Source organism: Vibrio coralliirubri (assembly GCF_024347375.1).
Taxonomy (GTDB): Bacteria; Pseudomonadota; Gammaproteobacteria; order Enterobacterales; family Vibrionaceae; genus Vibrio; species Vibrio coralliirubri.
Window position 1 is genome coordinate 1,461,525 of sequence record NZ_AP025470.1, and the last position, 13,011, is coordinate 1,474,535.

Annotated in this window: 13 protein-coding genes; 7 read left to right on the forward strand and 6 right to left on the reverse strand. The window is 45.8% G+C overall.

Annotated elements, in window-relative coordinates; genetic code table 11:
• Window positions 1-4: 4 nt before the first annotated feature.
• The 4 genes from hutU to hutC form a co-directional block, all read right to left on the reverse strand.
• Window positions 5-1,699, reverse strand: a complete 1,695-nt coding sequence (gene hutU / locus OCV20_RS06825) for a urocanate hydratase (protein ID WP_048615115.1) — start codon at window positions 1,697-1,699, stop codon at window positions 5-7.
• A gap of 72 nt (window positions 1,700-1,771) precedes the next feature.
• On the reverse strand, window positions 1,772-2,800 hold the full coding sequence (gene hutG / locus OCV20_RS06830; RefSeq protein ID WP_086774836.1) for a formimidoylglutamase: 1,029 nt from the start codon (window positions 2,798-2,800) through the stop codon (window positions 1,772-1,774).
• On the reverse strand, window positions 2,787-4,037 hold the full coding sequence (gene hutI, locus OCV20_RS06835; RefSeq protein ID WP_086774835.1) for an imidazolonepropionase: 1,251 nt from the start codon (window positions 4,035-4,037) through the stop codon (window positions 2,787-2,789). Before hutI ends, hutG begins: the two co-directional genes overlap by 14 nt.
• 113 nt (window positions 4,038-4,150) lie before the next feature.
• Window positions 4,151-4,864, reverse strand: a complete 714-nt coding sequence (gene hutC / locus OCV20_RS06840; protein WP_050711984.1) for a histidine utilization repressor — start codon at window positions 4,862-4,864, stop codon at window positions 4,151-4,153.
• Window positions 4,865-5,045: 181 nt separating this feature from the next.
• Here hutC and OCV20_RS06845 point away from each other — a divergent pair, with 181 nt between their 5' ends.
• Entirely contained in the window at window positions 5,046-5,789 is a 744-nt protein-coding gene (locus OCV20_RS06845) for a sporulation protein (protein WP_016789246.1), read from the forward strand.
• A 114-nt stretch (window positions 5,790-5,903) separates the two neighbouring features.
• On the opposite strand, the gene OCV20_RS06850 is transcribed toward OCV20_RS06845, so the two are convergent.
• Complete coding sequence (locus tag OCV20_RS06850; RefSeq protein ID WP_086774834.1) at window positions 5,904-6,827, reverse strand: DUF3187 family protein; 924 nt, start codon at window positions 6,825-6,827, stop codon at window positions 5,904-5,906.
• 461 nt (window positions 6,828-7,288) lie between these two features.
• Here OCV20_RS06850 and thrS point away from each other — a divergent pair, with 461 nt between their 5' ends.
• The 6 genes from thrS to OCV20_RS06880 all read left to right on the forward strand — a co-directional run bounded on the left by thrS (window position 7,289) and on the right by OCV20_RS06880 (window position 11,551).
• Complete coding sequence (gene thrS / locus OCV20_RS06855; protein WP_016768282.1) at window positions 7,289-9,217, forward strand: threonine--tRNA ligase; 1,929 nt, start codon at window positions 7,289-7,291, stop codon at window positions 9,215-9,217.
• An 83-nt stretch (window positions 9,218-9,300) separates the two neighbouring features.
• The gene (gene infC / locus OCV20_RS06860; protein WP_017063602.1) at window positions 9,301-9,771 is read left to right on the forward strand and encodes a translation initiation factor IF-3; all 471 of its coding nucleotides are present in this window, start codon (window positions 9,301-9,303) and stop codon (window positions 9,769-9,771) included.
• A 104-nt stretch (window positions 9,772-9,875) separates the two neighbouring features.
• A complete protein-coding gene (gene rpmI / locus OCV20_RS06865) occupies window positions 9,876-10,070 on the forward strand; it encodes a 50S ribosomal protein L35 (protein WP_004738430.1) in 195 nt (64 codons plus the stop codon).
• A 42-nt stretch (window positions 10,071-10,112) separates the two neighbouring features.
• On the forward strand, window positions 10,113-10,466 hold the full coding sequence (gene rplT / locus OCV20_RS06870) for a 50S ribosomal protein L20 (RefSeq protein WP_004733517.1): 354 nt from the start codon (window positions 10,113-10,115) through the stop codon (window positions 10,464-10,466).
• Window positions 10,467-10,718: 252 nt separating this feature from the next.
• Entirely contained in the window at window positions 10,719-11,033 is a 315-nt protein-coding gene (gene yqfB / locus OCV20_RS06875; protein ID WP_004733516.1) for a N(4)-acetylcytidine aminohydrolase, read from the forward strand.
• A gap of 68 nt (window positions 11,034-11,101) precedes the next feature.
• The gene (locus OCV20_RS06880; RefSeq protein WP_086775863.1) at window positions 11,102-11,551 is read left to right on the forward strand and encodes a hypothetical protein; all 450 of its coding nucleotides are present in this window, start codon (window positions 11,102-11,104) and stop codon (window positions 11,549-11,551) included.
• Between the two features lie 151 nt (window positions 11,552-11,702).
• Here OCV20_RS06880 and OCV20_RS06885 read toward each other — a convergent pair whose 3' ends face one another.
• Complete coding sequence (locus tag OCV20_RS06885) at window positions 11,703-12,941, reverse strand: leucine-rich repeat-containing protein kinase family protein (protein WP_086775864.1); 1,239 nt, start codon at window positions 12,939-12,941, stop codon at window positions 11,703-11,705.
• Window positions 12,942-13,011: the final 70 nt, after the last annotated feature.

The window sequence follows — 13,011 nt, forward strand, 5'->3', positions numbered from 1 at the left end:
GACATTAAAGGCGACGAAGTTCTTCGTTTAGCATAGGTAAATCAAGCTTCTGCTCTTTGGCACATTGCTTGGCAATATCGTAACCTGCATCAGCATGACGCATAACGCCGGTTGCTGGGTCATTATGAAGTACGCGAGCAATACGCTGTGATGCATCTTCACTACCGTCACAACAAATCACCATGCCTGAGTGTTGCGAGAAGCCCATACCAACGCCACCACCGTGGTGCAAAGAAACCCAAGTTGCGCCGCCCGCGGTGTTCAGAAGGGCATTCAATAGAGGCCAATCTGATACTGCATCTGATCCATCCATCATGCCTTCTGTTTCGCGGTTCGGGCTTGCTACTGAACCTGAATCTAGGTGGTCACGACCGATAACAACCGGTGCTTTCAGTTCGCCATTTTTGACCATTTCATTGAATGCTTGGCCTAAGCGTTCACGGTCTTTCAACCCAACCCAACAGATACGAGCTGGCAGGCCTTGGAACTGAATACGTTCACGCGCCATATCTAGCCAGTTATGTAGATGTGGGTTGTCTGGAATCAGTTCTTTTACTTTTTGGTCTGTTTTGTAGATGTCTTCTGGGTCACCAGACAACGCAGCCCAACGGAAAGGACCAATACCTTCGCAGAATAAAGGTCGAATATAAGCCGGAACGAAACCTGGGAAATCAAACGCGTTTTCTACGCCTTCTTCCAGTGCCATTTGGCGAATGTTATTACCGTAATCTACGGTTGCAGCGCCACGGTATTGCAGGTCTAGCATCGCTTGTACTTGAATCGCCATCGATTGTTTCGCGGCTTTCACCACTTTTGCTTCATCAATGGTGCGCTCTTGTGCGGCTTTCTCCATCGTCCAACCTTGCGGCAAGTAGCCGTTCAGAGGATCGTGGGCAGATGTTTGGTCAGTCACCACATCAGGTGTGATATTGCGTTCAACAAGCTCTGGGAATACGTCTGCGGCATTACCTAATAAGCCAACAGAGATTGGCGTGTCTGACTCTTTAATCATTGCCATCGCTTCATCTAAGCTGGTGGCTTTTTTGTCTACATAGCCAGTACGTAAGCGGTAGTCGATTCGTGATTCATCACATTCTACGGCGATCATTGAGAAGCCAGCCATAGTAGCCGCGAGAGGTTGAGCACCACCCATGCCACCAAGACCGCCAGTTAGAACCCACTTGCCGTTTGCTTCACCTTGGAAGTGCTTCTTGGCAATCGCGACAAATGTTTCATAAGTACCTTGAACGATGCCTTGTGAACCAATGTAGATCCAGCTGCCGGCGGTCATTTGGCCGTACATCATCAAGCCTTCTTTATCGAGCTCATTGAAGTGTTCCCAGTTCGCCCAGTGTGGAACAAGGTTCGAGTTAGCAATTAGTACGCGAGGTGCGTTTTTATGAGTCGGGAACACGCCTACAGGTTTACCTGATTGAACAAGTAACGTTTGGTCGTCTTCTAAACGCTCTAATACTTCCACAATCTTGTCATAACATTTCCAATCACGCGCAGCGCGACCAATACCGCCATACACAACCAGTGCATGTGGGTGTTCTGCCACATCAGGGTCTAGGTTATTCATCAGCATACGCAGTGGTGCTTCTGTTAACCAAGATTTAGCGCGTAAAGTGGTGCCATGAGGTGCGCGAATTTCGCGAGTCGTGTCGAGACGAGGGTCACTGTTGTGGTGTTCCGTCATTTTGGAATTCCTTCTGTTTCACGTTATATCGTTGTAGTTGTAGTTGTAGTTGTAGTTATAGTTATAGCTGGATTAGTCGCTGGCCATTGCAGAGGCAATATCCCAACACAAACGAGCCGCCAATCGAGCCGTTTGGCCATCGATGTCGTAGTCTGGGTTGTATTCCGCAATGTCCGCGATAATGAGTTTTTCACGGTGTTTGAAAATCTGTTCTAGAAAAGGAGCGAGTGCTTCATAGCTCACGCCTCTTGCCGCTGGTGCACTGACGCCCGGCGCAGTAGCTGCGGGGAAAACATCGAGGTCGATAGTAAGATAGAGGTAATCACACTCAGCGATGAATTTTTGCAACTTAACCAGTTGAGCGACTTGGTTTATTTGGGTCATGTCGCGGTCGTGTTCATACCACACGCCCAGTTGGTCAGCTTTGTTAAACAGCGCTTTGGTATTACTAGCGGCGCTAACGCCAAGACAAGCGTAATGAAACGGCCATTGATGTATGTGGCAGTAATTACTTATCTGGTTAAAAGGCGTGCCTGAGCTCGGTTTAACATCGGCGATTTCGCTTTCAAATTCACGAAGATCAAAGTGAGCATCAAAGTTAACGATGCCGATCTTAGGATTGTGTTCTGATTGAATGTTATTCAGGTGCTCAGCGAGACCTTGAAAAGATGCCCAAGCCACTTCGTGACCACCGCCAAGGGTAATCACTTTGTTAGTTGATAGAGCAGTGGCAATCACAGATGCACACTGTTTTTGGCTGACTTCTAATTGAGCGTCATTGCATTCGATATCACCGAGATCGGCGATGCGTGAGTCACTGTGCCAAGCCATATTCGCCAGAGCTTGGCGTATCAAGTTAGGTGCTTGTTTCGCGCCCACGCGTCCTTTATTTCTTGCAACACCGGCATCGCTGGCAAAGCCAACTAAGGCGATAGCGCCGCCAGGAAGCTCGTTACTTAAGTCACTACTTTGTACTTGCTTGGTAATGTGATGAACGCGAGTACCGAGTGCGCCATCTTCAAGATCATTACGTCCGGTCCACACAAAGTTATGCACGGTAGTTGCGTTCTCTTGGATACCGTTGGATTTAGATTGAGTCATGACACACCTCGCCATTAACAATGCGTTTATGCAGATGAGGAACACCGACTTGATAGCTTAGATCGGCAGGGTGGTCGATATTCCAGATAGCTAAATCTGCGGCATAACCGATTTCGACTTTTCCTTTGGTTTGTAACTCACCAATGGCAGCGGCAGCGCTACAAGTTACACCACGCAATGCTTCTTCAGGTGTCGTGCCAAACAGGGTGCAGCTCATGTTCATCATCAGCGTTAAATCAGCAAAGGGTGAAGTGCCGGGGTTTAAGTCGGTCGCTATTGCCATTGGAATCTTGTGTTCACGAAGTAGGGCGATAGGCGGCTGTTTAGTCTCTTTCAAGAAGTAGAAAGCACCGGGTAATAAGGTCGCAATTGTGCCCGATTCCGCCAGTGCTTTTACTCCGGTTTCATCAAGGTATTCAACATGGTCAACAGAGAGTGCGCCGTATTTTGCTGCAAGTGCGCTGCCACCCATGTTCGAAAGTTGTTCAGTGTGGCCTTTAATCGCCAGCCCATGTGCTTTCGCAGCTGCAAAGACGCGTTCGGTTTGTTCTAGGTTGAAGCCGATAGATTCGCAGAACACGTCAACGGCATCGGCGAGCCCTTGCTCTGCAGCTTTAGGAATGATCTCTTGGCAAACCAGATCAATATAGCTGTCCGGTTGTTCTTTATATTCAGGTGGCACAGCATGCGCTGCAAGGAGAGTGGTGGTGATTTTAATGCGGCGATGATTCTCTAACGCTTTGGCTGCACGCAGCATCTTGAGCTCATCTTCAAGTGTTAAACCATAGCCCGATTTTACTTCGATGCTGGTGACGCCACTTCTTAGTAGGCCATCGAGTCTAGGTAGCGCCATTTCAACCAGTTCAGATTCTTGTGCTGCGCGTGTTGCAGTGACTGTCGCAAGAATCCCGCCGCCTTGTTTGGCGATGTCGGTGTAAGAGACACCATTCAAACGCTGCTCAAACTCGTTGGCGCGATTACCTGCAAATACGAGATGTGTGTGGCAATCAATCAGCCCCGGGGTAACAAGTTTGTTCTTGCAATCATAGGTGATGTAATCCGCAGAGCCATCAGTGCTCGGTTGTTCTACCTCAGAAGCATGTGCCTCGTGGTTTGAACAATAGATAGACACGATCTTACCGTCTTCGATAACGATATCTTGAGGGGAAGAGGGCTGATAACCGTCGGCTCCCGAACTCATGGAGACCACTCGTGCGTTTTTGAGGATCAAATTCATAATCACCTAGATCTTTGCTAAACATTAAATGTATATACAAATAAATAGGCTAAACGCTGACCCGAATCAAGTTGATGTTGCAAAAATGTGATCGGCGATCAGGATGATGTTCTTTAATCTAGAAGTATCTTGGAGCTTAATTTGTACCTAGAGCCAGGATGGTAGAGCAATGCAAAGCTGATGAGGCGTTCTTTGCTCCATGTTCTTCTATTCAAAAGAAGGCAAGGCTCTGATTCAGATAGCTTTAGTGACGTTCTGATTTGAGAGTCTGGAATAATGGCTTCAACCGTGTGCTCGATAGCACTTAACGGGCAGCTTTTTGAAAGATATTCGTTGGGTGTAGAGGTTGAAAAGTCTTGCTCTAGGTATTTTGGAGCGGCTTGAGAATTCACCCAACGCGCTTCCAATTGTATCGGCGCATTGTCCGCAAAGTGGATGATTTCACTATAGAAGACCTCTGCGTTAATCATCACACCTAACCGCGTAGCCGTGCTTTCATCAGCCTTGATACTATCGTGCTTGATAACTTGGCTAGTATACGTTTGGCCACGGTCTTTGATCTCTTGCGCGATGTTGTTGATATCAAGCAGCGGAGATTGCGCCTTTTCATCGGGTTCACAAACAAATGTACCCAGTCTTGGCTTCCTGATGAGCTTGCCTTCAGACACAAGATCGCGAATGGCTTTATTGACTGTCATTCTACTCACATTGAACTGCTCGGTGAGTTCAAGTTCGGTGGTGATTTGATAACCCACCGGCCAGTGACCATTGGTAATTTTGTCGTCTATGAACTGTTTTATCTGAAGGTAGAGCGGCGCTTTCGACATAATGAAACCTTATTTGACTATACAAATAGAGTAACGGAATTTTTAACGATTTCAACATTTCCTCGGGCAATGTGACCTTATTCAACATAGATGGGGCAAATTGCTTGATTCTGTGAGGCAAGTGTCGCAAATTGTCACGCAATAACTATTCGTAAATCAGATAATTAGAAAGGGAAATAATATGTTTAAGAAATTAAAGGCCTCGTTGGGCATCGGTGCAGCAAAAGTTGATACTGTCTTAGATAATATTGAAGTTTTCCAAGGTGGAGAGTTGTCTGGCAATGTTCACATTGTTGGTGGCGACGTTGAGCAACAAATCGACCTGATTAACTTGGTTCTCAACACAGAAGTAAAAGTCGAAACGGAAGACAGCACCAGCTACGAAACTTTTTCACTGGGTCGTATTCAAGCCGTTGAGCCTTTCGTGATCCAACCAGGTGAAACCAAATTGGTGCCATTCCGTCTTAAGTTAAATGATGAAACGCCAGTCACCGCCTTGAACGCACAAATGAACCAATGCCATGTGTGGGTTGAAACCAACCTAGATATCGGCTTCGCGATTGATCCTAAAGACCGTGATTTCATTTCCGTTCATCCACTGCCAACAGTCGCTAAAATTATCCAAGGTGTGGAAGCATCGGGCATGGCAATGGTGAAAGCAGACGTCGAGAAGGGCTTCTTGAAAGGCAACAGCTTTGCTTCTCGCTCCGGCTGTTACCAAGAGATCGAATTTCGCAGCGGTGGCTTTATGAATAACAAAGAGATCGAGTTGTCATTCATCGTTGAAGGTTCAATGGTTCACTGCCTAGCAGAAATCGACCGCTCAATGAGCTTCCGTGGCGACCAATACATCTCATTCAGCTTGCCAGCTAACGCGGCCGACTCAGACATCCGCAACGCTGTATCAAGAATCATGAGTGCGTAGTTACCTCTCTGTTAGCTGTCGCTCTGTCTATTAATAGAGACAATACGATTTCTAAAGCCGAACTTAACCGTTCGGCTTTCTTGTTTCTACTATCTGTCCCGTCTTGAAATGGGTTTACCACTGGTGCCGATAGGCCAATTGAAAAGCAACATCGGTGGAGTTGTCCATATTGAAGACGTTCTCGATTATGGATATCTCAACTGCCGAGCGTTGCATCAGATAGCGATAGCCAAACATCATTTCATTCGCGGCTTCTGAAAACTCAGTGTCACCATCTTCTGCGCCTTCATACCAACGGTATTCAAGGTGCAACTCATGGTTTTCAAATAGCGTGAGTTGATAGCCGCCCATCCATGACCATGTCGTCTTCTTATGTGAAAAGCTATTCTCCGCTTCTCTACTAGACTGATTCGCTAACCCTAAGCTGGTATAGAAGGTATTGATGTCGAGTTGGTATGCATAGTTGAGTTGAGCGCTTTGTTCGGTGCTGTTTCCCTTAAATGCACCGTGGCTGACGTTGTTATGATAAAGCGAGACGCCAAAAGATAAGCCGTGGTTTTCTATATCTATGATCTGATATTGGGTGTAGAGCGTGAAAGCGCTAGTTAATGTGTCGCCGGAGAAGTCTCGATTATTGACGCCATGGTCTGGTGCATAGATGTCGAATTGGTGTCTGTCTTTCTGATCTCGACCCGCTTGGTCGATGCTAAATAGGTCGTGAAAGTTAATGGTAATTTTGTCGAGATGATTATTGGCGGCGTATAACCAGCGGTAATTGAGTTCAACTTGCCATGCTTTGGTCAATTGCCATCGTAGGCCTGTTTGAAGTTGGTTTTGATAATAGTCTAAGTGATAGTCGTGAGAGTGGGCCCAGATACTCGCGGCAGTTAAGGCTGTAAATACTTCAACCTTATTCTCTTCAAGAGGGAAGCCTGAACGGAGCGACGGGGTGAGGCGAACCGACTGCAGTGGTGCTTGGGTATAACTGATTAAGGGGCCGTAATCTTTGTTGGCCCATGCGTTTGGCGCAGAAAACATGGCGGCTATTATTAGCGGTAAAGGTCGTATGAGCGATATACAAGTAGCCCGTTTCTCCATATGCACCTCATCTGCATTCCGTTGCTTCTATATAGCTTAGTTCTAAATAACTAGTTTGTAAGAGATAAGTTGGATGAGCGAATTCGGAACAGGAGGGTGCAGTTGTTTAGTTGATGCAGCTTGGTAATTAAAGAGGATTAGAAGAGCAGGTAAGTCACCACAGCATGGTTAACCTCACCAAACGAAGCCGTTGGAGAGCTTGCGGGTTCGCTCTGTCATTGTCATTTCATATAATTTCGTTACAATGTTCGGCTACTCACAAGTGGGGCATCTGTATTTGCTTCTATGTGGGTATATTTATTATGCATATATCCCCAATCAGCGTACCCGTTGATTGAAAGACATATATTAAACATTTTCATGTGTTGCTTGGTGTGCAACACCACTGTAAAGGACAAATAATGCCAATTATTACTCTTCCTGACGGTAGTCAGCGTCAATTTGACAACCCTGTATCAACTCTAGATGTTGCCCTATCAATCGGTCCTGGTCTTGCGAAAGCAACCATTGCTGGTCGTGTAGACGGCGAGCGTGTTGATGCTTGTGATCTTATCGAAAACGATGCAAGCCTAGAAATCATCACAGCTAAAGATGAAGTTGATGGCCTTGAGATCGTTCGTCACTCTTGTGCTCACCTTTTAGGCCACGCGGTTAAGCAGCTTTTTCCAGAAGCGAAAATGGCGATCGGTCCTACTATCGATAACGGTTTCTACTACGATATCGACCTTGAGCATTCTCTAACGCAAGAAGATCTAGAAAAGATCGAAAAGCGCATGAAAGAGCTAGCGAAGACCAAGTACCAGGTTGTTAAGAAGAAAGTTAGCTGGCAGGAAGCGCGCGACGCATTCGAAGCTCGCGGCGAGACTTACAAGATTGAAATCTTGGACGAGAACGTTTCTAAAGACGATCGTCCAGGCCTGTACCATCACGAAGAATATATCGATATGTGTCGTGGTCCACACGTGCCTAACATGAGCTTCTGTCAACACTTCACTCTACTTAACGTTGCGGGTGCTTACTGGCGTGGTAACAGTGACAACAAGATGCTTCAACGTATCTACGGTACTGCATTCCACGACAAGAAGGCGCTTAAAGCTCACCTTGTGCGTCTAGAAGAAGCGGCTAAACGTGACCACCGTAAAATCGGTAAAGCGCTTGACCTATTCCACATGCAGCAAGAAGCACCAGGCATGGTGTTCTGGCACCACAACGGTTGGACTATCTTCCGTGAGCTAGAAGTATTTATTCGTCAAAAACTGACTGAGTACGATTACCAAGAAGTTAAAGGCCCATTAATGATGGACCGTGTTCTTTGGGAACGCTCTGGTCACTGGGATAAGTACGCTGAAGCGATGTTCACTACTTCTTCAGAGAACCGTGAATACGCTATCAAGCCAATGAACTGTCCTGGTCACGTTCAAATCTTCAACCAAGGTTTGAAATCTTACCGTGATCTACCGCTACGTATGGCTGAGTTCGGCTCATGTCACCGTAACGAGCCGTCTGGCGCACTTCACGGCATTATGCGTGTTCGTGGCTTCACTCAAGATGATGCTCACGTATTCTGTACTGAAGACCAAGTTCAACAAGAAGTTAAAGCTTGTATTGAAATGGTTTACGATACTTACACAACTTTCGGCTTCGAAAGCATCGTTGTTAAGCTATCTACTCGTCCAGAACAGCGTGTAGGTTCAGACGAAATGTGGGACCGTGCAGAGGCTGACCTTAAGCAAGCGCTAGAGGCAATGGACATTGCATACGAGATTCAAGAAGGCGAGGGTGCGTTCTACGGACCTAAGATTGAATTTACTTTGCATGATTGTTTGGACCGCGCTTGGCAATGTGGTACAGTGCAGCTCGATTTTGCATTACCAGAACGTTTAGGTGCTACTTACGTAGGTGAAGATAACGAGCGTCACACGCCAGTTATGATCCACCGCGCGATTTTAGGTTCACTAGAACGCTTCATCGGTATTCTTATTGAAGAATACGCTGGCTTCTTCCCAACGTGGTTGGCGCCAGAACAAGCAGTTGTAATGGGCATTACAGACAAACAGTCTGAATATGTACAAGAAATTACGAAAAAACTGCAAAAAAGTGGATTTAGAGTCAAAGCAGACTTGAGAAATGAGAAGATTGGCTTTAAAATCCGCGAACATACTTTGAAACGTGTACCGTTCATGCTTGTGTGTGGTGACCAAGAAATGGAAGCCGGCGAAATTGCAGTACGTACACGTAAAGGTAAGGACCTTGGCAAATTTAAAGTGGATGACTTTATTTCATACATCCAAGCCGAGGTTTCAAGCCGTAAGCTCAATCTGGAGGAATAGCTATTAAAGGCGGAAGACGTGGCCAACAACCGGCCAAACAAAACCAGCACCGTTTAAACGGTGACATTCGTGGCGTTCGTGAAGTGCGTCTAACTGGCGCAGACGGCGAAGCTGTTGGTGTAGTATCAATCGCTGAAGCGATGGAAGCTGCAAATGAAGCTGGTATGGATCTTGTAGAGATCAGCCCTAACGCCGAGCCGCCAGTTTGTCGTGTGATGGACTACGGTAAGTTCCTCTTCGAGAAGAGCAAAGCTGCGAAAGAGCAGAAGAAGAAGCAAAAGCAGGTTCAGATCAAGGAAATTAAATTCCGACCTGGAACTGATATTGGAGACTATCAGGTAAAACTACGCAACCTGACTGGTTTCCTAGAAGACGGCAACAAAGTGAAGGTAACAATTCGCTTCCGTGGCCGCGAAATGGCTCACCAAGAAATCGGTGTTGACGTTCTTAATCGTTTGAAAGCGGATACTGAAGAATTTGCAGTTGTCGAATCTTTCCCAACGAGAATTGAAGGTCGCCAGATGATCATGGTGTTGGCCCCTAAAAAGAAGTAATTAACGGCTTTGCAAGTAATTGAACCCTGCAGCCTCAGGTTGCGGGGTTTTATTCGCCCTAATTACTATGTTATTAACAACTCAACAATGCGGAGTTATTCATCATGCCTAAGATGAAAACCAACAAAGGTGCTGCTAAGCGTTTCCAGAAAACTGCTGGTGGTATTAAGTTTAAGCACGCTGGTAAACGTCACATCCTGACTAAGCGTACTACTAAGAACAAGCGTCAGCTACGTCCGAACTCGATCCTTCCTAAATGTGAAGTTGCTCAAGTTCTACGTATGATGCCATACGCTTAATTCTTTTTAGTTTATAAATTCGTTTAGTTTAGGAGAAGCATAATGCCTCGCGTAAAACGTGGTGTACAAGCTCGTGCACGTCATAAGAAAGTTCTAAAACAAGCTAAAGGTTACTACGGAGCACGTTCACGTGTTTACCGCGTAGCTTTCCAAGCAGTTACCAAAGCTGGTCAATACGCTTACCGTGACCGTCGCAACAAGAAACGTCAATTCCGTCAACTTTGGATTGCACGTATCAACGCGGCATCTCGTCAAAATGGTCTATCTTACAGCCGTTTCATCAATGGCCTTAAGAAAGCATCTATCGAGATCGACCGTAAGATTCTTGCTGACATCGCAGTATTCGACAAAGCAGCATTTGCTGTTCTAGTTGAAAAAGCGAAAGCATCTCTATAATTTAGAGTTAGCTTAAAGGTTTAAGAAAAGGAGAACTTCGGTTCTCCTTTTTTATTGCCTGTAATTTAGCTTTGCCATATTCTCTCGCATCTCGCATCTCGCATCTCGCATCTCGCATCTCGCATCTCGCATCTCGCATCTCGCATCTCGCATCTCGCATCTCGCATCTCGCACCTAATTTTTATTCGCTTGAACACGCATTCTGGTATATAAACATCTACCTAACCTTTAAATGTTAAGCGACCGAGATAAATGACCGCACCGACCACTATGACGTTCTTCGAACGTTTTGAAACTGACATCCTTTCTGGCAAGAAGACGATTACTATTCGCGATGAATCTGAGCGTGACTACCAGCCAGGCAGTGTTGTGGAAGTATCGACGCTAGAGCAAGGGCGTGTGTTCTGTAACCTTAAGATCATCAGCGTTGAGCCAATTTTGTTTGATGACTTAGGTGAGTTCCATGCTCAACAAGAGAACATGACGCTGCAAGTACTGAAAGACGTGATTCAAGATATCTATCCGGGTATATCTCAACTGTATGTGGTTTCTTACGAACTTGTGTAGCCCGCTTTAAATAGAATTGGTTGATCAATACTGCGTCTAACGCAGAGCAATGAGAAAGGGAAGTCACAATGAGTGAATTACAGAGCGAAACAGTTCAGCAAATTCTGCTTCAACTTTATTGTCGTGAGCAAAATGAGCAGCCGTTAATCTCTAGAACTGATCTCGACATTGCTCTTTATGATAGCGAAGGCTTTCTAGCGTGGCGTGACACAAAGCGTAACTTTACGGTCAGTGATATCGAGAATCGAGTTTGGGTGAAGAGCTGCCCCGGCGGTTACATCACTGAAGTGCACTTCAATGCTGACGGTTCTTTGATTGAATATCGTTTGTTCGACCGATTTGAAACAACAGGGCAGTGGCAACTAAAAGATGGTTTGTTACACGTCGAGATTCTGAAGGGTGAGAATCGCTACCAGTTTGCTGTTGTGGCTCGTGCTGATATAAATATTCACTCTGCGGTGGAATATAAAAATGATGAGCTGCACTCGTATTTGAAATTGGTGCAGGCTGAGCGTTAATCCCTTTTAGCCGACCTTGCTTGCCCTGAAAATCAGTGATGTTCCAAGAATAACAAAGCCAACAGTGATGTTGGCTTTGTTGTTTTCAATTCGACCGATTACTTCTAATCAACCCGCTATTAAGCTATTAAGCTATTAAGCTATTAAGCTATTAAGCTTCGAAGTTCGCTAGTTGACTATAAAGCTCGCTGTCTTGATCTTGCTTTGCACAAATCGTCAGTAGGTCTTCAATAAAGTACTTTAATGCGCGAGCTTCGATACGACGAATGCCTTGTTGCTGCTCTTCAGTTAGGTAGCCGTAGATAGTTGCCGCTCCAAAGTCGCCAAAGATCATCTGACCTTGTTCATTAACCAAAGTGTTGTGAGCGTATAGATCACCATGACAGACCTTGTTGGCATGAAGGTGTTCAAACACATCAACCATCTGTTCGGTAATGCTATTAATCTGAGCAATTGAAAGCTCGAAGCCTTCATTGAACGTATCGCGAGTACAGCTTTCAAGAGTAGGAGGTAAACCTAGGTTGTAATAGCTGCTTGGGATAAGCTCCATCACTAATGCGAGATAGTTTGGTTCATCGACTTGAGCTATCGACTTCACTAGGTTGCTATGATGACCAGCCTGCAAACACGCTTCGAGCTCATCGTGTGGGTAACCGTCGCTTGTTACTTCACCTTTAAATACTTTTACAGCGACTTCCTGTGGGAAATCAAAATCACCGTTCACCCAGTTAGCATGTGAAATTACGCCAGACGCCCCCTGACCAAGTACTTGATTCAGTGAGTAGCATTGCGAGCTTACAGTAGGCACGCTATCTAAGCTGCTAGGGTGTTTGCAAAACGGGTTACCCGCAAAGGCTAGCCAAGCCAGTTTAGGTAGCTTAATAAGGAATTCAGGGAACTCAGTCAGTTGGTTTGCAGACAGGCGAACCAGTTCAAGGTTGGATAGGTTTTCCATGCTTTCTGGTAACACGCGAATCTTGTTACCCGCCAATGCCAGTTTCTGTAGTCGTGGTCTTTCACCTAGTGAGCTTGGCAGAATATCAATCTCATTGTCGGTCAGGATTAACCAACGTAGTTGAGTCGGCAGAGACTGCTCGCTAACGGTTTTGATTTGGTTGGTTTTGAAGCCAACCATTTCGAGCTTAGGAAGTGACCCCAGAACATCAGGCAGGTGCGTAAACAGGTTATTCGACGCGAAGATAATACGCAGGTTAGTTAGCTGTGATAACTCGGCTGGTAGGTCTGACAGCTGATTACCTGAAAGGTCTAGGATCTCAAGAGAATCTGCAAGCTCTATGATTTCTAGAGGAAACTCGGTGAGACCTTCTGATAGTTTTAAGCGCTTAATACCTTTAAGTTGCCCTGATTTTAATTGTTCTAGAGTATGCAAACCTTAGCCTTATGAATAGATGTTCGAGGCGCGTAGTTTACTTGTCTCAACCGAGAAAGGCGAGTATCCG